The 23,109-nt window shown below is 72.2% G+C and carries 22 protein-coding genes; 12 read left to right on the top strand and 10 right to left on the bottom strand.

Features of this window, described 5'->3' with window-relative positions; all coding sequences use genetic code 11:
- Positions 1-107: 107 nt before the first annotated feature.
- On the top strand, positions 108-1,307 hold the full coding sequence (locus ACZOOI_RS27730) for a DegT/DnrJ/EryC1/StrS family aminotransferase (protein WP_391582122.1): 1,200 nt from the start codon (positions 108-110) through the stop codon (positions 1,305-1,307).
- Positions 1,308-1,436: 129 nt separating this feature from the next.
- Here ACZOOI_RS27730 and ACZOOI_RS27725 read toward each other — a convergent pair whose 3' ends face one another.
- The gene (locus ACZOOI_RS27725) at positions 1,437-2,015 is read right to left on the bottom strand and encodes a YceI family protein (RefSeq protein ID WP_465278382.1); all 579 of its coding nucleotides are present in this window, start codon (positions 2,013-2,015) and stop codon (positions 1,437-1,439) included.
- A gap of 102 nt (positions 2,016-2,117) precedes the next feature.
- Between ACZOOI_RS27725 and ACZOOI_RS27720 the strand changes: the two genes are divergently transcribed.
- The gene (locus ACZOOI_RS27720; protein WP_391582121.1) at positions 2,118-2,627 is read left to right on the top strand and encodes a MarR family winged helix-turn-helix transcriptional regulator; all 510 of its coding nucleotides are present in this window, start codon (positions 2,118-2,120) and stop codon (positions 2,625-2,627) included.
- A gap of 188 nt (positions 2,628-2,815) precedes the next feature.
- Here the strand turns inward: ACZOOI_RS27720 and ACZOOI_RS27715 are convergent, their stop codons facing one another.
- The gene (locus tag ACZOOI_RS27715) at positions 2,816-3,562 is read right to left on the bottom strand and encodes a nucleotidyltransferase family protein (protein ID WP_026217837.1); all 747 of its coding nucleotides are present in this window, start codon (positions 3,560-3,562) and stop codon (positions 2,816-2,818) included.
- Positions 3,563-3,688: 126 nt separating this feature from the next.
- Between ACZOOI_RS27715 and ACZOOI_RS27710 the strand changes: the two genes are divergently transcribed.
- The 3 genes from ACZOOI_RS27710 to ACZOOI_RS27700 all read left to right on the top strand — a co-directional run bounded on the left by ACZOOI_RS27710 (position 3,689) and on the right by ACZOOI_RS27700 (position 5,580).
- The gene (locus ACZOOI_RS27710; RefSeq protein WP_391582119.1) at positions 3,689-4,417 is read left to right on the top strand and encodes a hypothetical protein; all 729 of its coding nucleotides are present in this window, start codon (positions 3,689-3,691) and stop codon (positions 4,415-4,417) included.
- Entirely contained in the window at positions 4,414-5,004 is a 591-nt protein-coding gene (locus tag ACZOOI_RS27705; RefSeq protein ID WP_465278381.1) for a DUF3558 family protein, read from the top strand. The genes ACZOOI_RS27710 and ACZOOI_RS27705 overlap by 4 nt, the downstream gene beginning before the upstream one ends.
- A gap of 111 nt (positions 5,005-5,115) precedes the next feature.
- Entirely contained in the window at positions 5,116-5,580 is a 465-nt protein-coding gene (locus ACZOOI_RS27700; RefSeq protein WP_391582117.1) for a glycoside hydrolase family 3 protein, read from the top strand.
- Positions 5,581-5,609: 29 nt separating this feature from the next.
- Here ACZOOI_RS27700 and ACZOOI_RS27695 read toward each other — a convergent pair whose 3' ends face one another.
- Together ACZOOI_RS27695 and ACZOOI_RS27690 are read right to left on the bottom strand one after the other, a co-directional pair.
- On the bottom strand, positions 5,610-7,871 hold the full coding sequence (locus tag ACZOOI_RS27695) for a PI-PLC domain-containing protein (RefSeq protein WP_465278380.1): 2,262 nt from the start codon (positions 7,869-7,871) through the stop codon (positions 5,610-5,612).
- A gap of 132 nt (positions 7,872-8,003) precedes the next feature.
- Entirely contained in the window at positions 8,004-8,468 is a 465-nt protein-coding gene (locus tag ACZOOI_RS27690) for a DUF4442 domain-containing protein (RefSeq protein WP_465278379.1), read from the bottom strand.
- Between the two features lie 88 nt (positions 8,469-8,556).
- On the opposite strand from ACZOOI_RS27690, the gene ACZOOI_RS27685 reads away from it, so the two are divergent.
- A complete protein-coding gene (locus ACZOOI_RS27685; RefSeq protein WP_465278378.1) occupies positions 8,557-9,363 on the top strand; it encodes an enoyl-CoA hydratase/isomerase family protein in 807 nt (268 codons plus the stop codon).
- 14 nt (positions 9,364-9,377) lie between these two features.
- On the opposite strand, the gene ACZOOI_RS27680 is transcribed toward ACZOOI_RS27685, so the two are convergent.
- Positions 9,378-9,734, bottom strand: coding sequence for a hypothetical protein (locus ACZOOI_RS27680; protein ID WP_465278377.1), 357 nt, complete (start codon positions 9,732-9,734; stop codon positions 9,378-9,380).
- 199 nt (positions 9,735-9,933) lie between these two features.
- Here ACZOOI_RS27680 and ACZOOI_RS27675 point away from each other — a divergent pair, with 199 nt between their 5' ends.
- Together ACZOOI_RS27675 and ACZOOI_RS27670 are read left to right on the top strand one after the other, a co-directional pair.
- Positions 9,934-11,307 (top strand): CoA transferase, encoded by a 1,374-nt coding sequence (locus ACZOOI_RS27675; protein WP_465278376.1) that lies wholly within the window; start codon positions 9,934-9,936, stop codon positions 11,305-11,307.
- A 200-nt stretch (positions 11,308-11,507) separates the two neighbouring features.
- On the top strand, positions 11,508-12,014 hold the full coding sequence (locus ACZOOI_RS27670) for a hypothetical protein (RefSeq protein WP_391582111.1): 507 nt from the start codon (positions 11,508-11,510) through the stop codon (positions 12,012-12,014).
- Positions 12,015-12,083: 69 nt separating this feature from the next.
- Here ACZOOI_RS27670 and ACZOOI_RS27665 read toward each other — a convergent pair whose 3' ends face one another.
- Positions 12,084-12,899 carry an SAM-dependent methyltransferase gene (locus ACZOOI_RS27665; RefSeq protein ID WP_465278375.1) on the bottom strand — a complete coding sequence of 272 codons (816 nt, stop codon included), beginning with the start codon at positions 12,897-12,899 and terminating at the stop codon, positions 12,084-12,086.
- A gap of 188 nt (positions 12,900-13,087) precedes the next feature.
- Between ACZOOI_RS27665 and ACZOOI_RS27660 the strand changes: the two genes are divergently transcribed.
- A complete protein-coding gene (locus ACZOOI_RS27660) occupies positions 13,088-13,516 on the top strand; it encodes an STAS domain-containing protein (RefSeq protein ID WP_465278374.1) in 429 nt (142 codons plus the stop codon).
- Here the strand turns inward: ACZOOI_RS27660 and ACZOOI_RS27655 are convergent.
- Both ACZOOI_RS27655 and ACZOOI_RS27650 read right to left on the bottom strand, forming a co-directional pair.
- Positions 13,427-14,416 (bottom strand): sigma-70 family RNA polymerase sigma factor, encoded by a 990-nt coding sequence (locus tag ACZOOI_RS27655; RefSeq protein ID WP_465278373.1) that lies wholly within the window; start codon positions 14,414-14,416, stop codon positions 13,427-13,429. The genes ACZOOI_RS27660 and ACZOOI_RS27655 overlap by 90 nt on opposite strands.
- Positions 14,417-14,522: 106 nt before the next feature.
- Positions 14,523-14,846 (bottom strand): UBP-type zinc finger domain-containing protein, encoded by a 324-nt coding sequence (locus ACZOOI_RS27650; protein ID WP_465278372.1) that lies wholly within the window; start codon positions 14,844-14,846, stop codon positions 14,523-14,525.
- Positions 14,847-15,083: 237 nt separating this feature from the next.
- On the opposite strand from ACZOOI_RS27650, the gene ACZOOI_RS27645 reads away from it, so the two are divergent.
- From ACZOOI_RS27645 to ACZOOI_RS27635, 3 genes are all read left to right on the top strand, one after another.
- A complete protein-coding gene (locus ACZOOI_RS27645; RefSeq protein ID WP_465278371.1) occupies positions 15,084-16,568 on the top strand; it encodes a flavin-containing monooxygenase in 1,485 nt (494 codons plus the stop codon).
- A gap of 124 nt (positions 16,569-16,692) precedes the next feature.
- Complete coding sequence (locus tag ACZOOI_RS27640; RefSeq protein WP_465278370.1) at positions 16,693-17,616, top strand: SDR family NAD(P)-dependent oxidoreductase; 924 nt, start codon at positions 16,693-16,695, stop codon at positions 17,614-17,616.
- 32 nt (positions 17,617-17,648) lie between these two features.
- Positions 17,649-18,584 (top strand): alpha/beta fold hydrolase, encoded by a 936-nt coding sequence (locus ACZOOI_RS27635; RefSeq protein WP_465278369.1) that lies wholly within the window; start codon positions 17,649-17,651, stop codon positions 18,582-18,584.
- Between the two features lie 205 nt (positions 18,585-18,789).
- Here the strand turns inward: ACZOOI_RS27635 and ACZOOI_RS27630 are convergent, their stop codons facing one another.
- The gene (locus tag ACZOOI_RS27630) at positions 18,790-21,018 is read right to left on the bottom strand and encodes a HelD family protein (protein ID WP_465278368.1); all 2,229 of its coding nucleotides are present in this window, start codon (positions 21,016-21,018) and stop codon (positions 18,790-18,792) included.
- 316 nt (positions 21,019-21,334) lie between these two features.
- Positions 21,335-22,906 (bottom strand): putative Ig domain-containing protein, encoded by a 1,572-nt coding sequence (locus tag ACZOOI_RS27625; RefSeq protein ID WP_465278367.1) that lies wholly within the window; start codon positions 22,904-22,906, stop codon positions 21,335-21,337.
- Positions 22,907-23,109 lie beyond the last annotated feature (203 nt).

Below are 23,109 nucleotides of genomic sequence, written 5' to 3'. Positions count from 1 at the left end.
CCCGTCGTCTTGTTCGCCCATCATAGCCATGATAGCTATGACACATCGTCAGCTGACGTTTCGTCAGCCATGTTGCGCTCGCGACATCACCACGAGGGTAGGCACTCATGCGCAAGATCCCGTACGCCGGCAGCGTGCACGACCAGAGCGAGATCGACGCGATGTTGACGGTGCTGAACGGGCCGCCCTCGGCGATGGGCATCGGGCGCAACGTGGCGGCCATGGAGACGCGCGTCGCGGAGTTGTTCGGCAAGCGCAACGGCCTGATGTGCAACTCGGGTTCCTCCGCGCTCTATCTCGCGATCGAATTGTTGCGGCTGTCCCCGGGGGACGAGATCATCACCTCCACGCTGACCTTTTCCACCGACATCGCGCCGATGGTCAAGGCCGGCCTGGTGCCGGTGCTCGCGGACGTCGAGCCGGACACCTACCAGATCGACCCGGCCCGGATCGAGGCCCTGATCGGCCCGCGCACCCGGGCCGTCCTGACCCCCAACCTCGCGGGCAACGCCCCCGACTGGGACGTGATCCGCACGATCGCGGACCGGCACGGCCTCAAGGTGATCGAGGACTCCTGCGACGCGCTCGGCGCCACCTTGCGCGGCACGCCGACGGGGACCCGCGCGGACATCTCGGTGACCAGTTTCGCGATGTCGCACATCATCACCTGCGCGGGCAACGGCGGCATGGTGCTCACCGACGACGAGGACCTGCGCGACCGGGGCCTGATGTTGCGGCGCTGGGGCCGGCGCAGCGAACTGCAGTTGTTCGGCTCCAAGCGCGGCAACCGCGACTTCTTCGAGGAGATCGACGGCGTGCTGTACGACAACCTGTTCATCTTCGACGAGATCGGCTGGAACTTCGAACCCTCCGAGCTGGGCGCCGCCTTCGGTCTGGCCCAGCTCGCCAAGTTGCCCCGGTTCCTGGCCACGCGCCAAGCGCACTTCGCGGCGCATCACGCCTACTTCGACGCGCGCCCCGAGTTCACCGCGCCGCGGCAGACCGAGGGGCTGGAGACGGGTTGGCTCAACTTCCCCATCCTGTTGAACGAGGGGGTGTCCTTCACCCGCGGCGAGATGCAGGCGTGGCTGGAGGAGCGCGGGGTGTCCACCCGCACCGTGTGGTCGGGCAACATCCTGCGCCAGCCGGGCTTCAAGGACATCGCGCATCGCGCCGACCCGGCCGGCTACCCGAACGCCGACCGGGTGATGGAGCACGCGCTGATCGTGCCGATGAACCACCGGATGGACGCCGAGGACGTGGCCTACATCCACGAGCAGGTGGACGCGTTCCTGGCGAGCCGCTGAGCTCGGGGCCCCGGTCGGGAGCGCGCGGCGCGCCCGCGCCGTCGAGCCGGCCGGGGCCGCCGCACGCATGTCGAAGGGGCCGGGCACCATGCGCCCGGCCCCTTCGACACGTCCCGTCGATCGAGCGGATCAGCCCTCCTGGCGGACGGCCTCGCCCTCGATCTCGATCTTGATCTTCTTCGAGACCAGCACGCCGCCGCTCTCCAGCGCCTGGTTCCAGGTGATCCCGAAGTCCTCGCGGTCGATCTCGGTGGTCGCGGTGAACGCGAGTACCTCCTGCCCCCACGGGCTGGTCGCCAGACCCTCCAGTTCGACCGCGAGTTCGACCTCGCGGGCGATGCCCTTGATGGTCAGTTCGCCGTCCAGGGTGAACTCGTTGCCGCTGTGGCCGCTCAGGCGCAGCGTACGGAAGGTCATCTGCGGATACTTCTCCACCTCCAGGAAGTCCGCGCTCGCCAGGTGGGCGTCGCGGTCCTTGTGGCCGGTGGTCATGCTCGCGGTGGAGATCGTCGTCTCGACCCGGGAGTCCATCGGGTCCTCGGCGACGGTGATCTCGCCGGAGAAGTCGGTGAACTGCCCGCGGACCTTGCTCACCATCAAGTGCCGCGCCGTGAACCCGACGCGGGTGTGGGCCGCGTCGAGCGCGTACCTGCCGGCCGTCGGGATCGTGAGCCCTTCCCAGTCGCGGCGGGGTGTGGTGGCGGTCATGTCGCACTCCTCGGGGAGAATGTCGTTGCCTTGCGGATATCGACCTCAGCAATAGCTTGGACAAAGATATTCCGCATGTCAACTACTCGCTATGATAGTGACATGCACACTCCCCCGAGAGCCGCATCCCCAGCCCCTTCGACGACCACCCCCTTCGACGATCCGCGCATCACCGCCATGGGACTGCTCGTGGAGGTCTACACCGGCCTGATGGACCGGCTCAGTCCGCAGTTGGGCGAGCACGGTCTGTCCACCGTGGACTTCAACGTGCTGGTCCGGTTGTCCCGCTCGGCCGAGCAACGCCTGCGGATGAGCGACCTCGCCGCCCAGACGTCGTTGTCCACATCCGGCGTGACCCGGGTGGTGGATCGCCTGGAAAAGGAGGGACTGGTCGCCCGGGAGAACTGTCCCACCGACCGCCGGGCACTGTTCGCGGTGCTCACCCGCGACGGCGCGGATCGCATCGGCGGCGTCCTGCCCGGCCATGTCGAACTGCTGCAGACCTGGCTGATCGACCCGCTGACCGAGAGCCAGCTCGCCGGTCTGTTGGACGGACTGCGGGTGGTGCGCGACACCGCCAACCCGGGCGCCCGCGCGGGCATCACGTCCTGACACCGCGGCCGGACACCCGCTCAGCTCGCTCGAGCCCGTGGCCGCGGGGGTCACGGGAAGCGCGCACGCGAGACCCCGAGCAACCCACTCGCTGACGGAGGAAGCCGCCAGGAAAACCCCGGGAGAACGGCCCGGCCCCAGCCGTCGAGCGGCTGGGGCCGGGCCTGTTCGATCCGAACGGGAAGCGCTCAGCCGTCGCCGCGCAGCTCCCTGGCCGCCTCGGACAGGTCCTTGGCGGTGTCGATCGCACGCCAGTAGGCGCCCTGCGGAATCGGGAAACCGGCCAGCCGCTGGGCCCGGGCCAGCCCGGGGAACGTGGTGCGCTCGTGGTCGCCGACGTCCGGCAGCAGCGCGGTGAACTCGGGCGCGAACACGTACACGCCCGCGTTGATCAGGTACGGCGAGGGCGGCGCCTCGATGAAGTCCAGGACGTGGCCGTACTTGTCGGTCTCCACCACCCCCCACGGGATCCGGGGCCGGGCCAGCGCGAGCGTGGCCAACGCGGTGCGCTCGTGGTGGAAGGCGGCCATCTCGGTGAGCGAGAACCGGGTCCAGATGTCGCCATTGGTGGCGTACCACGGCTCGTCCGGGCGCGGCAGCGCGGCGGCGGCGAACTTCAGCCCGCCGCCCCGGCCCAGCGGCTCGGTCTCCACGACGGTCTCCACGCGCACCGGCAGATCGGCGCTCTTGAGCCAGTCCTGGAGCACCTCGGCGAGGTGCCCGCAGGAGACCACGACATCGCGCACGCCCTCGGCGGCCAGCCAGCGCAGCTGGTGTCCGATGATCGGGGTGCCGGTGCCGGGAATCTCCACCATCGGCTTGGGTCGATCGTCGGTATAGGGGCGCAGCCGGGAACCCTGCCCGCCGGCGAGGATCACGGCCTGCGTCACCGCGCGAGCCCCCGGGTGGGTGGTTGAGTGTGGTGCGGAAGTCATGGGCGCATTATCGCGCCCTCACATCCCCCTCGACTTGCAAGGGAGGTACCACTCGTTCGGGAACGCCTCGGGCCCTAGGTTCATCTCATGGACGACTGCACTTCGAACACCGGGGGGAACACCACAGTGCGCACCAGGACTGTCCGCACGGGCGTGGTCGCGGTACTCGTCGCGTTGACCGTGGGCGCCGGCGTCGCCGGCTGCGGAAACAACGACAGGTCGCCGCTGGACACCGTTCGCGCGCTCGAAAGCGCCAAGCCGACGCCGACGAGCGCGCCGACCGGTCGACCGACGAACACCGCGACCAAGCCGCCGCGCCGCACCACCGCGCCGCCCACCGACGGCGCCTCGTCGTCCGCGAGCACATCGGCCACGGCCTCGCCGAGCGCCTCCTCGACCGGGACCTCGGCGCCGGCGACCGGGACGACCGGTCCCTACATCAACGACCCGTGCCGCTTCTTCACCGCGGCCGAGGTGGCCACGCTGCTCGGACTGCCGGTGGTCAAGGCGGAGGTGGATCAAAAGCTCAAGAGCGCGAGCAGCTCGTTCTGCGACTACCGGGACTCCCGAGGGTTGTCCATGATGACCGTGATGATGTCCTCCAGCGACGCCAAGTACAGCACCGCCGAACAGGCCGCGAAGGGCACCATCGACGGGGGCGACAACCCCACGGCCCTGCCCGGGGTGGGCGACGCGGCCTTCACCTACCGCGATTCGACCGCCAACGGCGTGGTCTGGGCCAAGCTCCTCGGCGACACCTACCTGGACGCGGACGTCTACGTCACCCGCAGCGACAAGGACGTGTCGGCCGACGTCCTGGCCGGCATCGCCCGGACGATGGTCGGCCGGCTGTGACCGCGCGCGTCGGACCCACCGCCACCCTGGTGGGGGTGGTGGGTCTGGCGTGCCTGCTCGGCGGCTGCGAGGACTCGGACGAGCCGCCCCGGCACGCGGCCGTCTCCGCACCCGCACCCGGCGACAACGCGGGCGCACCCCCTCGGCCCACCCCCTCTCCGGTGGGCAACAGCATCTCGCCCGCCGACAGTTGCGACCTGCTTTCGCCCACCCGGGTCGAGGAGGTGCTCGCGATCGGTCCCGTGCACACCAGGCCCGCGGACGCCGGGCGCACCTGCGAGTACGTCGATGCCGGGGGCCGGCACGTACTGACCGTCACCGTCGGGCAGTTGCCGCAGGCGATGGTCGGCGGACCGCTGGACACCGCGCGCTCGACCGCCACCGGTCCCGGCCCGCACGAGGTGCTGCCCGGGATCTCGGACGCGGCGGTGGTCTACCGCGATCCCGCCCGCGGCGACGGCATCGCCTTCGCCCGGGCCCGCGGCGATCTGGTCACCTCCGTGGACATCACCATCCCGGTCGTCGATCGCGAGCGGCTGGTTGCGCTGGCCCGCACCGCGGCCGCGGCACTGGACGCGCCGGGCTGAGCAGGCCGGTTCGGGGTAGGCACCGGCAACCTGGTGCCCGAGACGTCGTCCCCGGCGCGTAGGGTCCGGGGTCAGGGCGGCGCCTGCCGCGGCCGGGAGGAGGGCTCACCCATGACGGACCGGGACCCGCACGCCGTCGTGCTGCTCACGAACCGCATCAGCTCACGGATCAGCACGAGCGGCGGACCGGCCCTACCCCTGCGCGACGCGTTGCGCGTGTACACCGAGCACGTCGACGCCGGCGTCGCGGCCCGCTACGCGACCGTGGTGACCGACCTCGCGGACGCCGACGTGGCCCTGCTGCGCCTGCCCGAGGACCACCACGGCGCCGAATTGGATCGGATCGTGGACATCGCCGCGTCGGTGCCCACGGTCGCGGTGATCGACCTGTACCGGCCGGCCGCGGTGGCCGATCTGGTCGGCTACTGCGCCGCGTTGCTGGGCACCCGGGGCGCGGACGACGAGGGTGTGCTCGATGTGGTGTTCGGCCGCTACGCGCCCGCCGGACGGCTCGCCAGCGACCTGCCGGCGGACGCGGAGCCGCTCTTCGAAACCGGACACGGCCTGTCCTACTGATCCTTTTCTGTCGATAAATTGACGGCCCATCAGTGGGTTTTCCGGGTGATGTTCAACACGTCCACGGCACCCTTGGCGTCGCCGATGGTGGCGAAGTCGACCGCGACGAAGTTCACCGGTGCGCCGCGTTCGCGTTCGCACCGACGGGCCCGATCCAGCAGGAACGGCCGCGAGTTGACCTGTCCGGCGTCGAGTCGGCTGCCGCCGGTGGAGGTGACGAAGTTGTTCATCAGGAACAGTCGCTTGTCCACGTCGCCGCGATTGGGCGCACAGGTCATCTCGGCCGGGCTCGCGAAGGCGTACGGCGTCTCCATCCCGTACTTGTAGAAGTTGCGGTACCACGGGGCCGGTCCGTCGGCGCGTTCGGCGAAGACCACCAGGCGACGGTTCTTCTCGACCATCGAGCCGAGCGTGGGCCACGGCTCGTTCGGATCGGCCGCCGGCGTGAACAGCAGTCGCTCCAGGCCCGCCTCGCGAAACGCCCATTCGGTCTGCTGCGCGGTGATCGCGTCCTGCACGATCATGGTGACCACCTCGTGCGGGTTGCGGTCCATCCACTGGCCCACCGCGCGCAGCGTCTCCACCATCGGCAACGCACCGCCCCGGCACACCGAGTGGCACAACCACAGCCCGGGTCGGGCCGGCGCGACGTCGTTGATCACCCCGGCGACGATCCTGCGCGACTCGGGATCCAGGTCCGACTCGGCGAGCCGGCCGGCCACCTCCTCGGGCGCCTCCCACGTGTAGGAATCCACCAGCAGGCCGCGCACGCCGGCATCCAACTGGGTGACGATGTCCGCGTCCTGGAGCGGACTGAGGAAACGGGCCGCGGTGGAGGACATCGAGTTGTGCGTGGCCAGGTAGGCGACCTGGTCGTAGCGCCGGTTGCACAGCTCGGTCATCCCGTTGCAGCGCTTGGCGTCGGAGCCGGATCCGGAGGTGGGCACCGGGACGAAGATGGTCAGCGCGATCGCGCCGGCCGCGACCACCGCCGCGCCGGAGGTGAGCACCCGCCGGGTGGTGTGCCGCACCGGCGCGGCCCGCCGGTGCTTGTGCTTGTCCCACAGCGCGACCGCGCCGAAGGTGACCCCGCCGAACACCAGCGGCACCGCCGCCGCGGCCAGCCAGACCCCGACGATGTCGCGCGCCGCGGCCTCCTGGAGGTCGCCGGTCAGCCGGACCACCGAGGGCGCCCAGCCCTCCCGGTGCTCCGAGACCACGTGCGGCAGCAGTCCCCACGCGACCAGGCAGCCCAGCCCGGCGAGCAGCCCGCCGCCCGCCAGGGCCAGCGCGGGCAGCCGCAACCGGGCCGCGCCGCGCGCCGACCCGGTGCGCCACAGCACCACCAGGCCCAGCAGCGCGGTCACGCTCGCCACGGTGAGCAGCCGGCCCAGGCCGAACACCGTCATCGCGCGCAGTTGTTCGAGCTGACCCAGCTTCAGTCTGGTGTCCCGGTCGGCCTGACTCGCCCGCAGATCCAGGGTCAGGTCCCAGGTGCCGCCGCCCGAGAGTCCGGTCAGGCCCAGCTGCGCCTGGCGCACCTTCTCGCCGAAGATCACCGGGACGATCGCCACCAGCACCCCGCCGAGGTCGTCGGCGCGCAGCGAGGCGACCACCTGGCCGCGGATCGGCGCACGCGCCTCCACCGGCAGCCGGGCCAGGATCAGGTCGGCCACCTCGGGAGCCGCGGCCGGGTCCAGGTTCAGCGCCGGCAGCGCCTCGGGCGGACGGCCCTGCGCGAGCGCGTCCAGCGCCTTGGAGACCCCGTCCACCAGCGCCGGCGCGTTGTCCTCGGTCACCCGGGGCACGTCGCCGGTGAGGTCGCCGACGAACACGTCGGCGACCTTGCCCAGGTTGTTGATCACCGGCTTGAGGTCGACGGTCAGTCGCAGTTCGCGCTCGTCGCCGCGCAGGTAGCCGACGGTGTGCCCGACCTGCTCGCGCACCATCCCGCGCAGCGTGGACGGCGGCAGCACCAGGCGCAGGTTGGCGGTGATCTGGTTGGGCGGTATCGGCAGCCGGCCCAGCAGGTCGTTGGTGACCGCGGCCAGGCGCGGGTCGACCAGCACCTCGTCGTAGAGCCGGTCGTAGGCGTGCTCGCGTTCGAGCACACCGTCGTACCAGTCGCCCGAGAGCACGGTGGCCCGCGCGACCCCGAGTCCGGTGACCACCGTGATGGACAACACCACGAGGGCGGTCGTCAGGGCCCGCAACACGCGGCGCCACCGTCGCCACGCCTCGTGGACCCTGAGTCGGCGGGACACCTTGCCCACCACGATCGGCCCGGTCATCCGAGCAGAATAGGAAACCATCACCAACCCGAACAAACACATGATCGGGACGCTCCCGACCGGCACGGGCGCTTGCCTGCCCTGGCGCGGTGACCGGAAACGTCCACCGGTTACCGCGCCAGTGTGCGCCTCTCAGACGCGGTTGGGGCGCAGCGTCCAAGTGACGGTCATTTCCGCGGTGACGGTGCCCGCTTCGTCCCGAATGCTGATCGCGACCACGAACTCCGGGCGCTTGCCCGCGTCGAGTTCGGCGACCACGTCGGCGGCGGGGCGCCCCAGGCGGGCCTCGGCCAGCACCGGACCGTGCGCGACCTTGAGGTATCGGATCGCGGCGTCCACCGCGAGCGGCGTCGCGCGGGCGAGCTGATCACCGAACGCCGCGATCACGATCGCCCCGGAGGCGGACTCGGCGAGGGTGAACATGGCACCGGCGTGCGGGCCGCCGATGTGGTTGTGGTGCGCGGGCTCGTCCGGCAGCCGCAGCACGGCGCGGTCGGCGGCGAGTTCCACGAACTCCAGCCCGAGCGTGCGCACGAAGGGCACCGAGGCGCGCAGGCCCTCGGCGACGGCGTCGAAGTCGGTCGTCGATTCAGTCATGGACGCGATGCTACCGGCAGGTAACTTCATCGGACGCGGCGCCTCGCGGGCATTTCCTCCACCCGGTGAATATGCTTGACTGAGTCACATGAAATACGTGCGCATCGAGCGTCCCGAACCCCGCATCGCGATCGTGCGACTGGATCGACCGGACCGGCTCAACGCCCTCTCCGCGACCATGGTGAGCGACCTGAAGACGGCCTTCGCCGGCCTGCATCGCGAACGCGGGCTGCGCGCGATCGTGCTGACCGGCGAGGGCCGCGGGTTCTGCTCCGGCGCCGACCTCTCCGGCGACCCGGACCACGCACCCGACGCCGAGGGCCGCGGCCCGGTCGGACACGTCTACCGCTCGCAGGAGCACCTGTCCGAACTGATCCTGGCCGTGCACGAATGCGAGAAGCCGGTGATCGCCGCCGTGCACGGCGCCGCCGTCGGCGGCGGGCTGGCCCTGGCCCTGGCCTGCGACCTGCGGGTCGCGGACGAGAGCACCCGTTTCGGCTCCGTGTTCATCAAGGTCGGCCTGTCCTCCGCCGACGTGGGCACCAGCTACCTGCTGCCGCGCCTGGTCGGCCCCACCCGCGCAGCCGAACTGATGCTCACCGGGCGGCACTTCGACGCCGCCGAAGCCGACGCCTACGGCCTGCTCAACGCCCGCGTGCCGGCCGGCGAACACCTGGGCGCCGCACTGGACCTGGCCCGGGGCATCGCCGCCAACAGCGAGTACGGCGTATGGATGACCAAGAAGGGCCTGTGGTCCGGCATCGGCGCGACCTCGCTGCGCCAGCAACTCGAACTGGAGAACCGCACCCAGGTGCTCGGCACCTTCACCGGCAACATGACCGAGGCCGCCGCGGCCTTCCGCGAGCGCCGGACACCGACCTGGCAGGACATGTAGCCCGCGAACGACGCTCACTCGCCCGCGGCAGGACCGGGTCTCGCCCAGCGGAACGCCCGCCCGGCCGCGGCCGCGTGCTCGCCCGGATTCGCCGCGAGCCGGACCTCCTCGATCGCGTTCCCGTGCGCGTCCCGACCCGGAACCCGGGTCAGGTAGCCCGCCGCCGCCAACTCGTCCAGGTAGGTCGCGATCGACGCGGCGCTCTCCCCCGGACGGGCGCCCAACGCCTGCGGATCCGGACGGGCTCCGTCCGGCAACAACAGCAGATACACCGCGAGGCCCCGCGCGGGCACACTCAGCCGGGAGTCCTTCAGGAGCGCGTCGTGGGACCCGAGCCCCGACCCGCCGTCCTCGCCCCAGATGCGCCTCATGACCCCAGTCTCGAACACGACCAGGCCCGACAGGGCAAACCGCACAACCCCTACACAAACGAGTGACCAATCGTTTGCCCGGACGCCCACAGTGCGGACGCGGGCACACTCGGGCACCGGCGACCCGCTAGTTTTCCCCCGGGACCCCTCGAACAGGCGGTCCCGTCGGCTGCGGAGTTCCCGGAACTGTGAGGCTTCGATGCGTACCACCCCCGCGCAACTCCTCGACCAGGCCTGGCGCGCCCTCGGCGGCAACCCCGCCGACCGCGCGCACATCACCCTCACCGGCCCCGAGCACACGCTCTCCTCCGCGCTGCCGGTGACCGCGCTCGCCCAGGCCTCGATCGGCGCCGTCGTGCTCGCCGCGCGCGAACTCGGCGCGGCCCGCGGCGCGTCCTTCCCCACGCCGCCGGTCCTGGACAGCCGCGCCGCAGCCGTCGCCGTCGGCAGCGACCGGCATCTGCGCCTGGCCGGCGAGCCGTTGGTGTCCATGCACCCGCTCTCCCGCTTCCACCGCAGCGCCGACGGCTGGGTGCGCCTGCACGGCAACTACCCGCACCACCGCGCCGCGGCGTTCGCCGCACTCGGCGTGGACTCGGTGGACGCCGCGGTCGACGCACTGGCCCGGCTCACCGGCACCGAAATCGAGGAACTACTCGCGGCCCACGGCGCGTTGGGCTTCGCCGTGCGCGAGCCGGCCGAATGGGCCGCGCACCCGCAGGGCGCCTCGATCGCCGCCGCGCCGCTGCTGGAGCTGACCCGCACCGCCGCCGGCGAACCGTGGTCCCCCACAACCGACCCCGCGCCCGCCGCCGGCGTCCGGATCCTGGACCTGACCCGGGTACTCGCCGGCCCCACCGGCACCCGAACCCTCGCCCATCTGGGCGCCGACGTGCTCCGAGTGGACTCGCCGCACCTGCCGGAGAACCCCGGCGAGTACTGGGACAACGCGTTCGGCAAACGCTCCACCCTGCTCGACCTGCGCGACCGCACCGATCGGGCCCGCTTCGACGAACTGCTCGCCGGGGCCGATGTGTTGATCACCGGATACCGCACCGACGCGATGGCCGCCCTGGGCCTGGACCAGGACACGCTCGCCGCCCGGCACCCCGGATTGATCACCGCCGCATTCAACGCGTGGGGCCCCGGGCCGTGGGTGAACCGGCGCGGCTTCGACAGCCTGGTCCAGGGCGCCTGCGGCATCGCCCGGATCGAGGCGGGCGAGCGACCGGAGCCGGGGGCGCTGCCGACCCAGGCACTGGACCGGGCCACCGGGTACCTGCTCGCGGCGGCCGTCCTGCGCGCGCTGACGCTGCGCCTGGCCGACCGGCGCGGCAGCAGGATCGACCTCGCGCTGGCCCGTACCGCCCACTGGTTGATCGGCGCCCACGCGCCCGGCGAGCCCGAGATCGCGCAGCCGTACGACCCGGCTCCGTACCTGGCCACGACCGAGACGGCGGTGGGTTCGCTCACCCACGCACTGCCGCCGTTCGAACTGCCCGGCCTGCCCGCGGCATGGGCCCATCCGCCCACCCCCTGGGGCTCCGACGAACCGGTGTGGCGCACCGCCTGAACCGCGGGGCCAAGACGTGTCGGTCGCCTCCCACGAACCTCGTGACCCACCGTCAACTCCCGTGCCGATCACCGGACTTGATCGGACGAATGGGCAGGTCGCACGGGTCCCGATGTCAGTGCCGGATGGGATGCTTGACGCATGGGTTGAGCGCCACCGCGGCCGACCCGCCGCGGCTCGACGCAGAGGAGGATCCCTCGATGTCCACTGTCAACACCATGATCCGGCTGACCCCCGTGAAACCCGCGACCGTGCGCCGGGCCCTGACCCGGATCGACACCAAGACCGTGCGCACCCACCCCGACGGCGTGCGGCCCGGCGCGCCCGGCATCTCGGTGCGCACACTGGCCACCCTCCAGCGCGGGCGACTGGTCCGACTCGGTGCCGAAGTTCCGCTGCGCGGACGGAACATGGGCATCACCAGGGCCGGCCGACAGGCGCTGATCGCCCGCGGCGCGCACCGCAAGGGCGCCTGGGCGCGGCTGCTGCGCGAGGAACTGACCTGGACCACCGCGGGCGGCGAGGTGCTGGAGATCGCCGACATGCATCCCTACCACTGCGCGAACGCGGCCGCCTGGCTCCAGCGCAACGCGTCCGCGATCCGGGCAGACGCCGAACCCCGCCGGCGCGGCGACGCGGTCGCCTGGATCGACGAGACGCCGCTGATGCGCGCGCTGGTCGCGGCGGTCGAAGGCGCCCTGCCGTAAAGCGCGTCGGGCCCGGTGTGCGCCCACCGATCCGGTGGACGCACGCCGGGCCCGCACCGTGCTCGGGGTTCAGACCTTACGACCGACCGCGGTGTAGATCCACGACTGCGCCAGTCGCTCGGGCGACAGGTCCGCGCCCTCCTCCGGACGCCACAACGGCGCCTGGACCAGCCCGGGTTCGACCAGTTCCACGCCGGTCAGGAAGGATGCGAACTCGGCGTGCGGACGCGGCAGCATGAACTCGGCGTCGGCGTTGATCTCCAATACCTGCTCCGCGGCGATCGGCGGCAGGAAGTCCGACGTGGTGTGCGAGGCGATCAGCAGACTGCCCGAAGGCACCGCGGCCAGCAACCGGTTCACCACGCCCGCCGGGTCCTCGGCGGCCGAGACGTAGTGCAGGATCGCCACCAGCATCAGCGCCACCGGACGCTCGAAGTCGATCACCTCGCGCACCTCGGGCGCGGCCAGGATCTTCTCCGGCTCGCGCACGTCACCCATGGTGAAGCTGGTCCGGCCGCGATCGGTGGCGGGCATCAACGCACGGGCGTGCGCGAGCACGATCGGGTCGTTGTCCACGTAGGCCACCCGGGCCGACGGAATGATCTCCTGGGCGACTTCGTGCGTGTTGCCGGGCGCCGGGATCCCGGTCCCGATGTCGAGGAACTGGTCGATGCCCTGCTCCGCCGCGTACCGCACGGCGCGTCCGAGGAAGGCCCGGTTGTCCAGCGCGGTGACCGAGGTCTGCGGGGCGACCGCGATGAACCGTTCCGCCAGCTCGCGGTCGACCGGATAGTTGGTCTTGCCGCCGATGTGGTAGTCGTACACACGGGCGGGGTGGGGACGACTGACGTCGATCCCGGTGGGTGCCCAGTCCTGCTCGGACAACGTGTCATCCCCTCGAAGTCGGTACCGCGCCAGCCTACGACACGCCAAACAACCCGTTCCACAAGGGACTTGCCACGCTTTGCACCCCTGCCGGGAAACCCTCGGCGACCTCCGGGCGAACCCGGGTGATGAGTTTTGCCCGCCAGGGCGGTCATAACCGGGTACAGCGTCGTCACAGGAGGTCGTCGATGGTCGATCCGCCCGAAGAACCCACCCCGTCCACCGGCGCACTGATCGTGTACGCGCCCCTCGTCCGTGCGGACGTCCCGGGCCTGTGCGCCCGCCTGCTCGAACTGCTGCACGGCGATCGGGCCGACCCGTTCCCGTGCGACGTGAGCGCGTTGACCCACCCGGACCTGGCCGCGATCGAGGCGCTGGCCCGACTCCAACTCACCGCCTGCGGCCTCGACCGGCGGATCCGACTGCACGGCGCGAGCGGCGAGTTGCGCGACCTGCTGACCCTGACCGGCCTGGACGACATCGTCCCGACCGGCCCGGGTCCGCTCGGCGTGGGATTGAAGACAGGACTAGGCGTCGAGTGTCGCCGGGAGACCGAACAGCGGGAACAGATGCGGGACGTCGAGGAACGAGTTGAGGCCGATGATCTGCCCCTGTGACATCTCGATCACCTGGAGCGCCCACGGCTCGAAGCTGCCGCCGGGACCGCTGGGGCGGTACTGCCCGAAGCCCGGCGTGCCGTTGGCCACGATCGGGACCAGCCGCGAGCCCCGGCAGCCGATACCGGTGCCCAGGAACCAGGCCCGAATGTCCTCGTGCCCGCGCAGCCACAGCTCGTACGGCGGCATCGACAGGGTCGCGTCCTCGCGCAGCAGGGCGGTGAGCGAGTCGAGGTCGTAGCGCTCGAACGCGTCCACGTAGCGGGCGAGCAGCGACTGCTGCTCCTCGTCCAGCGGCCGCACCGGGTCGGTCGCGGCGACCTCGTTCTCCGCGAGCGCGGCCCGGGCCCGCTGGAGCGCGCTGTTCACCGACGCCACCGTGCTGCCGAGCAGCTCGGCCACCTCGCTCGCCTTCCAGGCGAGCACCTCGCGCAGGATCAGCACGGCGCGCTGCCGGGGCGGCAGGTGTTGGAGCGCGGCGACGAAGGCGAGCCGCACACTCTCGCGCGCGACCGCCAACTCGGCCGGGTCGGCCACGCTCGGCACGACCCGGCCGTCCGGGATCGGCTCGATCCAGGTGGCCTCGGGCAGCGCGGGGGTCAGCGCCGAGGAGGCGGACACGGGTGAGGAGAGGTCCATCGGTCGGGCCCGGCGCTCGCGCCCGTTGAGGCTGTCCAGACACACGTTGGTGGCGATCCGGTACAGCCAGGAGCGGACCGAGGAGCGGCCCTCGAATCGCTCGAAGCTCTTCCAGGCCCGCACCATGGTGTCCTGGACCGCGTCCTCCGCCTCGAAGACCGAGCCCAGCATCCGGTAGCAGTAGCCGGTGAGCTCCACCCGAAACGGCTCGAAGTGCACCTCCACGACATCGGCGCCGTCCGTTGCCACGAGATCACTCATCGGGTACTCCCACCGGTTTCGGCTGTGTCGACCACGCCCCAGAGTCTAGGCAGCCGCACCGACACACGCCTCGGCATCGGTCCGCCGCCGCGCTCGCACCGGGGCGTCAGTCCACCGGCACCGCGACCAACTCGTCCGCATAGCACCACGCCCAGTCCTCGCCGGGCTCGAACGAGCACACCAGCGGATGGCCCGCGGCGTTCCAGTGCGCGGTCGCGTGCCGATTCGGCGAGCTGTCGCAACAGCCGATGTGACCGCACGTGAGGCACTCCCGCAGGTGCACCCATTGCGTACCGTCGCGCAGACAGTCCTCGCAGCCCTTCGTCGAGCCCGGAACCACCGTCTCGGGCAGCGTGCCCAGGTGCTCGCAGGGCCCGTCCGTGGGTCGCCCGGCACCGTCCTGGACCACCTGGTAACGAATCCCGGCCATCGTCGTACTCCTCACCACAGTGCCACGGGCACCTGCGATCCCGCGGGCCCGATCGATCTCCTCTTCCCTACCACGTGCGGCCGTACGCGTGCCCCGAACGACCGCGCGACGGCGCCGGCGGGCGGCGCCACGAGGCTGCGGCAACGATGGGCGAAGGACCGCGCTCCGGTCTTCCGCGCCGAGGCTACTTGTCAGTAGCCTCCGGATGCAGAGCCCCTACCCGGTACGGAGGCCGCAGTGGACACGACGCACGTTCGAGTGGCCGTGATCGGAGCGGGCTTCTCCGGCCTGGCCGCCGGCCATCGGCTTCGACACCACGCCGGCATCGAGGACTTCGTCATCCTGGAGCGCGCCCACGACGTCGGCGGCACCTGGCGGGACAACACGTATCCGGGCGCGGCCTGCGACGTGCCGTCCAACCTGTACTGCTTCTCCTACGCACCGAACCCGGCCTGGACGCACGCGTTCTCGCCGGGCGCGGAGATCCAGGCGTATCTGCGCCGCTGTGCGCGCGAGTTCGGCCTGATGCCACACCTGCGGCTGGGCCACGAGGTGACCGCCGCGCGGTGGGAGCACGAGCGGGCGCGCTGGCGACTGACCACCGGCGCCGGCACCTACACGGCCGACGTGGTGATCGCCGGGGCCGGCCCGCTCACCGAGCCGGCGCTGCCCGCGCTGCCCGGTCTGGAGGACTTCGGCGGGCACGTGTTCCACTCCGCCCGCTGGGACCACGGGCACGACCTGACCGGCAGGCATGTCGCGGTGGTGGGCACCGGCGCCTCCTCGGTCCAGTTCGTTCCGCGGATCCAGCCGCAGGCGAGCCGGTTGGACGTGTACCAGCGCACCCCGCCGTGGATCATGCCGCGCCGCGACCGGCCGCTGCCCGACTGGCAGCGGCGGCTCTACCGGCGACTGCCGGCGGCGCAGCAGGTGGTGCGCCAGGGCTTGTACTGGCAGCGCGAGGCCACCCTCGGCGCATTCCTGGGGCCGCGTGACCTCGTCACCGCACTGGCCACGAAGCAGTGCCTGGCGCATCTGCGCAAGCAGGTCGCGGATCCGGGTCTGCGTGCCCGGCTGACCCCGGACTATCGTTTCGGCTGCAAGCGGGTGCTGCTGTCGAACGACTACTATCCGGCGCTGACCAGGCCCAACGTCGAGGTGGTGACGTCCGCGATCAGCGCGGTGCGCCCGGGCGGATTGCTCACCGCGGACGGGATCGAGCACAAGGCGGACACGATCGTCTTCGGCACCGGATTCGAGGCCACCAGGCCACCGATCGCAGGCATGGTGACCGGGCGCGACGGACGCACGCTGAGCGAGGTGTGGCGCGACGGGATGGCGGCCCACCGGGGGGCGATGGTGGCCGGCTTCCCGAATCTGTTCCTGGTGATCGGTCCGGGCACCGGACTGGGGCACTCGTCGATGACCGTGGTGATCGAGGCGCAGGTGCGCTACGCGGTGGACGCGATCCGGCAGATGCACGATCAGGGCATCGCCGACGTCGAGGTGCTGCCCGAGGCGCAGGACGCCTACAACGCGTGGCTGGACGAGCGCATGGGCCGCACGGTGTGGACCACCGGCGGGTGCACGAGTTGGTACATGGACGAGCGCAACGGCCGGGTCACCGCGCTGTGGCCGGGTTCGCTGACCCGGTTCCGGCGGATGAGCCGACGGTTCTCGCCGGCGGGTCATCGGGCCCGGCGGTGGGACCGGGTCACCTAGGCCAGTTATCCGATTATCGGACTTATCTGATCGTCGAAATCTGATGAGATGCATGCGGTTCTGCGTGCGGGGCGAGCGGAGCCGGCGGTTGCCGGGGTTCGGGCGGTACGGACAGGGAGTGCGTGTGATCCGGGAATTCACAGGTCGGGTGTGCGTCGTCACCGGCGCGGGATCGGGCATCGGGCGGGCCCTCGCGTACGAACTGGCCGCGCACGGAGCGCGGCTGGCGCTCGCCGACGTGGACGCGGTGGGGCTGGAGGAGACGAAGGCGCAGGCCGCGAAGCTGGGCGCGGCGCAGGTCCACTGCACGGTGCTCGACGTCGCCGACCGCACGGCCGTACACGCCTGGGCGGACGCCACCGCCGACCGGTTCGGCGGGGTCGACCTGGTGGTCAACAACGCGGGCGTGGCCTTGACCGCGGACGTCGAGGAGATGTCCTGGGACGACTTCGAGTGGCTGATCGGGATCAACTTCTGGGGCGTCGCCTACGGCACCAAGGCATTCCTGCCGCACCTGCGCCGCTCGCCCCAGGGGCATCTGGTCAACATCTCGTCGGTGTTCGGATTGTTCGGTGTGCCCTCGCAGAGCGCGTACTGCGCGGCCAAGTACGCGGTGCGCGGCTTCACCGAGTCGGTGCGCCAGGAGATGCGGCTCTCCGGCTCCGGGGTCGGGGTGACCACCGTGCACCCCGGCGGGATCAAGACGAACATCGTGCGCAACTCGCGGGCCGCCGCCGGGCACGACAAGGACGAGGTGGTGGCCCTGCACGACGCGGCCTCGCGCACCTCGGCGCAGCGCGCGGCCCGGATCATCCTGCGTGGTGTGCGCCGCGGCCGGGCCCGGGTGTTCGTCGGCGCGGACGCGACCGCGATCGATGTCGGCTCCCGGCTGCTCGGATCGATATTCGAACCGGTGGTGCGCGTGGTGTCCAGGCGGACGGGCCCCACCACCCTGGTGCCCGCCCGGCGCACCGTGCCCGCGCAGTCGCCCGCCGCGGTGCCGGTTTTGCCGGCGGACGAGTATTCAGACCCCGTTACCGGCGGGTAGAAAAGAGGCGAGGGCGCGAGCGGGAGGCGAACATGACGGCGGACATCAGGGGCACCGGGGCACTCGTACGAGACGACGTCACGGTCCGCACCGGCGACGGCGCGGAACTGCGGGTGAACGTATCGGGGCCGCCGGACGCGGCGGTCACCGTCGTCTTCGCCCACGGCTGGACCCTGCACGGCGACATCTGGCGGACCCAGGTCGAGGCGCTGGTGTCGGCGGGTGTGCGGACGGTCAGCTACGACCACCGCGGACACGGGCGATCCACCGCCGGGCGGGCCGCGCCGTGGACGATCGACCTGTTGGGCGACGACCTCGCCGACGTGATCGACGCGGTCGCGCCGAGCGGCCCGGTGTTGCTGTGCGGCCACTCCATGGGCGGCATGACGATCATGGCGCTGGCCGCGGCCCGGCCCGAGCTGTTCGGATCCCGGGTGGCCGGCGTGGTCCTGGTCGGCACCTCGGCGGGCGATCTGGTGCCGACCGGACGCGGGCTGCCCGCGGCGGTGCGGCTCAGGTCGGCCGCGCAGATCCGGTTCTTCGCGTTCGGCCGGCGCCACCCACGCCTGGTGACCCGGGGACGCACCCTGCTGCCCGGCCCGGACCGGCCCGGTCACCTGCGGATCGTGCGGCGCGGCCTGTTCGGCCCGACGGCCGACCCGACGGTGGTGCACGCCTGTGCGCAGATGTTGTTCGCCACGCCGATGACGACGGTGTGCGGGTTCTTCCCCGCGTTGGCCGGGCACGACAAGGCCGGCGCGCTGACCGCGCTCGCGGACGTGCCGGTGCACATCGTGGTGGGCGCGCACGACCGGCTCACCCCGCTCGCGCACAGCCGGGCGCTGGCGGCCGAGCTGCCCGGGGCCACGCTGCACGTCGAGCCCGAGTGCGGGCACATGGTCTTCACCGAACGCCCGGAAAGCGTGACCGAACCGCTGCGCACACTGTGCGCGAGGGTGGCCGCGTAAGGCGCGTCCCGCCGCGAACGCCGGCCGGGGTCGGCCCCCGGCCGGCGTTCGCGAACCGGCGCCGACCCCGTCCGGCGGTTGAGGACGGTCGCCGACCCGTCCGGCGTTCGAGAACGACCGCCGTCGCGGGGACCGGTGGAGCACGACCGCCGTCCCGGGGACCGGTGGGCATCCGAGGACGACCGCCCATCGGTCCCCGGGACCGTCAGCGCGGTTCGATCCCCAGCAGCTCCGCGGTCCAGTCCGGGTCCGCCGTGACCACGGCCAGCAGCCGGGTGGCCCGGGTCAGCGCCACGTAGAGCGTGCGCATGCCGTTCGGTGACTGTTCGACGATCCCGCGCGGGTCGACGATCACCGCCACGTCGAACTCCAGGCCCTTGGCGTCCAGCGCGTCCATCGGCTGCACCCGCGGGTCCAGGCCCGCCAACTCGGCCGCCAGCTCCTCGGTCGCCCCGACCGGGGTGACCACGCCGATGGTGCCCTCCACGGTCTCCAGCAGCTCGCGCACCAGCTTGCGCACCACCGGGCCGGTCCGCTCCCCCGCCGTGGCGTGCACGGTCGGCGGCTCGCCGCCGCTGCGCACCGCCCGGGCCGGCCGGGCCCCGGGCACCGCCCGCACCAGCACCCGCGCGGCGACGTCGGCCACCTCCACCGGGTTGCGGTAGTTGGTGGTCAACTCGAACTCGTACCGACCCCGCTCGCGCAACGCCTCGGCCATCGCGGCCGCCGATGCGCTCGGGTCCTCCCACGCGCTCTGCGCGGGATCCTCGACGATGGTCCAGGTCGCGTGCACGCCGCGGCGGCCGAGCATGCGCCACTGCATCGGAGTCAGGTCCTGCGCCTCGTCGATGACGATGTGCGCGTACTCGACCGGCTCGTCCTCGTCCTCCTCGCGCGGCCTGCGGGCACCGCGACCGCCGGCCATCCGGTCCGCGTAGGTGGTCACCTCGGTGATCTCGTCCGGGACGTCCCGACCCACCGTCTCGCCACTGAAGATGTCCCGACCGTCCACCACGTACGGGTTGTCCTCGTCCGGGTTGCCGTAGGCCACCGTGCGCTTGCGCGGGATCGGCCCGAGCAGCCCGGACAGCTCGTCCATCAGCGCCACGTCGTGGAAGGAGACCTCGCCGGTGCGCGCGGTGCGCGCCCACGAGTTCGCCAGCACCGACACCTGCGCGGGCGTCAGGTCGCGTTCGTAGCGGCGCAGCCGCTCCGGATCGGCCAGGCCGGCGAGCACGTCCACGGGCCGCTGGAGCGGCCACCACGCGCGCAGGAACGCGGCGAACTCGTCGCGCGCGGCCACGTCCTCGTGGAAGGCGTCCTTCTCGCCGCGCCCGGCGCCGCGGGAGAGCAGTCGGCCCCACAGTTCAGTGAGCAGTTGGCGGGCCACCTGGAGCCGGGCGGTGTTGGGGCCGCCGCGGTTCTTGGCCAGCACCTCGCGACGGATCCGGCGCAGCGCCTTGTGGTCGAGCACGATCCGGGTGCCACGGTGCGAGATCGCGAACTCGGTCGGCGCGCCGGCCGGCACGTCGGCCACCGCGCGGCGGAGCAGGTGGGTCATCGCGGCGGCGCCCTTGAGCCTGGCCGCCGCCGCGTCGTCGTGGTAGGCCGCCTCGACGCCCTCGACCATGTCGCCCAGCGAGCGCAGCACCGCGCCGCCTTCGCCGAGCGAGGGCAGCACCCGTTCGATGTAGGCGGTGAAGCGCGGGTTGGGGCCGACCACGAGGACACCGCGGGAGCCGAAGCGGCGGCGGTGTTGGAACATCAGGTACGCGACGCGATGCAGCGCGACGGCGGTCTTGCCGGTACCCGGGCCGCCGCGCACGATCACCGAGCGGTCGATCGGGGCCCGGATGGCCTCGTCCTGCTCGCGTTGGATGGTCGCCACGATGTCGTGCATCGAGCCGTCCCGGGTGCGCGAGAGCGCGGCCAGGAAGGCGCCGTCGCCGACGATGACCATGTCGCCGGCGGCGTCCGGGTCGAGCAGGTCGTCCTCGATGTCGACCACCGAGCGGCCTCGGCAGTGCAGCACCCGGCGGCGGACCACGCCGCGCGGGTCGTCCGGGGTGGCCCGGTAGAAGGCCTCCGCGGCGGGCGCGCGCCAGTCGACGACGAGCACCTCGCTGTCCTCGTCGCGAATGCCGATCCGACCGATGTGGCGGACCTCGTCGTCGAGCTGGTCGAGGCGGCCGAAGACGAGGCCGTCGTCGGCGGCGTCGAGCGAGCGGGCCCACAGTTCGGCGCGGTAGACCATGACGTCCCGCTCGACCAGCGCCGCGCGCGTGCCGACCTGCGCCTGCCGGTAGCCCTGTTGGAGCAGCGCCTGGGCTTCGTCGCGCATGTGTTCCAGGCGCGTGTAGGAGCGATCGACATGGCCCTGTTCCGCGGCGAGCTCGCGTTCCTTGGCCTGGGGGTCGCCTGCCGGCGCGGGCATAGTGATGCTCCTTGTGACGTGACACAGGTCTGCGCCCACGATGGACGAGGCGCCGACGATCGTATGGCGTCGCCGGCGCTGTCCCCCGCGGGCCGATCCGCCCACGGGGGTTGCGGCTGGGGGTCGGGGGTGCTCCCCCGAGGGACACAGTATTCGGGACCCGCCGCGGTCTTTGCGACGCCCGGGCCCGGGGGGGCCGATCGGGCAGGCCCCGCGGCCCGATCGCGGCGGGTGCGAGGCCGGCTCCGGGGACGCCGTCGGCAGGGCCGGTGCGGCGGCCCACCCGGACGCTGCCCGGGCCCGGCTCGGGTCCTGCTCAGCCCTGCCTGGCGCGCAGCCGGCGCACCGCGACGACCATCCCGATCAGGCCCAGGAGTCCGAGTATCCCCCACAGCCAGGTGCTCACGTTCGACCCGCCGTCCCCGCCGGTGCTGCCGGGCGCGAGTGCGGCCTGGGCGGACCCGGCGGACGCCGCGGCCGGGGCCGTCACGGTGATCCCGAAGCGTGCCTTGGCCTCGTGCCTGGTCGGTGCGTTGTCCGAGACGGTGATCCCGAATCCGGTCTCGCCGGGGGCGGTGGGAGTGCCGGTGATCACACCGCTGTCCGGGTCCAGGGTCAGTCCCGGCGGCAGCGGGTCGTCGGCGACCCAGTGGTAGGGGGCGGTGCCGCCCTGGGCGGCGAGTTTGGTGGTGTAGGGCTGTCCGACGGTCGCGTGCGGCAGTACGGCGGCGGGCAGCACCAGTGTGGCCGAGGGCACCACGTCGACGGGTGCGGACGGGTCGGATTCGCCGACCGCGTTGAGCGCGGTGATCGCGTACGAGTAGGTGGTGCCGTTGTCCAGGCTCTGGTCGGCGTAGGTCAGGGTGTCCGCGCCCAGGGTGGCGAGCGGCGACGCCGATTTGGGTTCGCCGTTGGTCGAGCGCAGGATCCGGTAGCCGGTGATCGGGCTGTCGCCGGTGTCCGCCGGCGGCATCCAGGACAGCACCGCCTGGGCCTGCCCGGCGGTGGCGGCCAGGCCGCCGGGCGCGCCCGGCTTGCCGCTGCCCACCCCGGACAGCGTGACCGTACGGCTGCCGCCGGGGATGTTGCCGGTCAGCGTGAGCGTGCCGGCGGCCGAGCCTCGCTTGGTCGGGGTGAACGTGATCGCGAAGGAGCACGCGGAGCCGCCGGGCACGTTGGTGTCCGGGCCGGACGCGCACGTGGTGCCGCCGGCGTCGATCGCGAACGGGCCGTCGGCCTTCGCGGAGGCGATCATGAACGGCACGTCGGCCGTGACGGTGATCGGCAGGTTGCGGGTGACCTTCTGGCCGACCGGGGACGTGCCGAAGTCGACGGCCGGGAGCAGATCGCCGACCTGGGCGGCGGGCACCGTGAAGGACAGCAGTGCGTGGCCGTCGCCGACCCCGCCGGTGGCGGAGGTCTGCGCGCCGGGGAAGACGATCGGGTCGGCGTACGCGCCGATGCCGCCCGCGGCGGGGGCGAACAGCCAGGGCAGCGGGGCCGTCGCCGAGGACAGCGTGGTGCCGCTGTCGGTGATCCCGACCACCAGGGTCGCGCCGGCCCGGACCGGACCGGCCGCGGCGATCGCGGCGGAGCCGGCCACCGACGAGCCGGGAACGGTGCCGGCCGCCTTGCCGTACACGGTCACCGTCATCGCAGTGGCGCCGACCGGCACGGTCACCCGGTGGTCGCCGTTGCCGGTGACCGCCGTCTGCACCTGGGTGGTGCCGCTGGGAGCGGTCGGCGCGGCGGGGCGGGCCCGGACGGCATCGGGCCGGCCGGCACCGGCGACCGCCGCCGGCGCGAGCGCGGCGAGGGCACACATCGTCGCGAGCAGCCCCGCCCCCAGTGCTCCGGGGCGGATACGACGGCGGATGGCGCTGTGCATGGAGATGGACCCCCGGGTGGGCTGCGGCTGTCGATACCGGACGGCACCGGACGGCCCACCGCGGTCCCCGATTCACGGGGTCGGCGGATTCCGCGCGCACGGTTTCTCCGGCAGCTCCTCAGCGCGGATGCTAGCGCTCACAGGGAGCGACCGGGAGTGCCCCCGAGGAGAAGATCACCCGATGGAATTCGCTGTTCCGGGCC

It is taken from the genome of Embleya sp. L77 (assembly GCF_055557415.1).
Note: the sequence above shows the minus strand (reverse complement) of the source record. Positions and strands in the feature narration are given on the sequence as shown.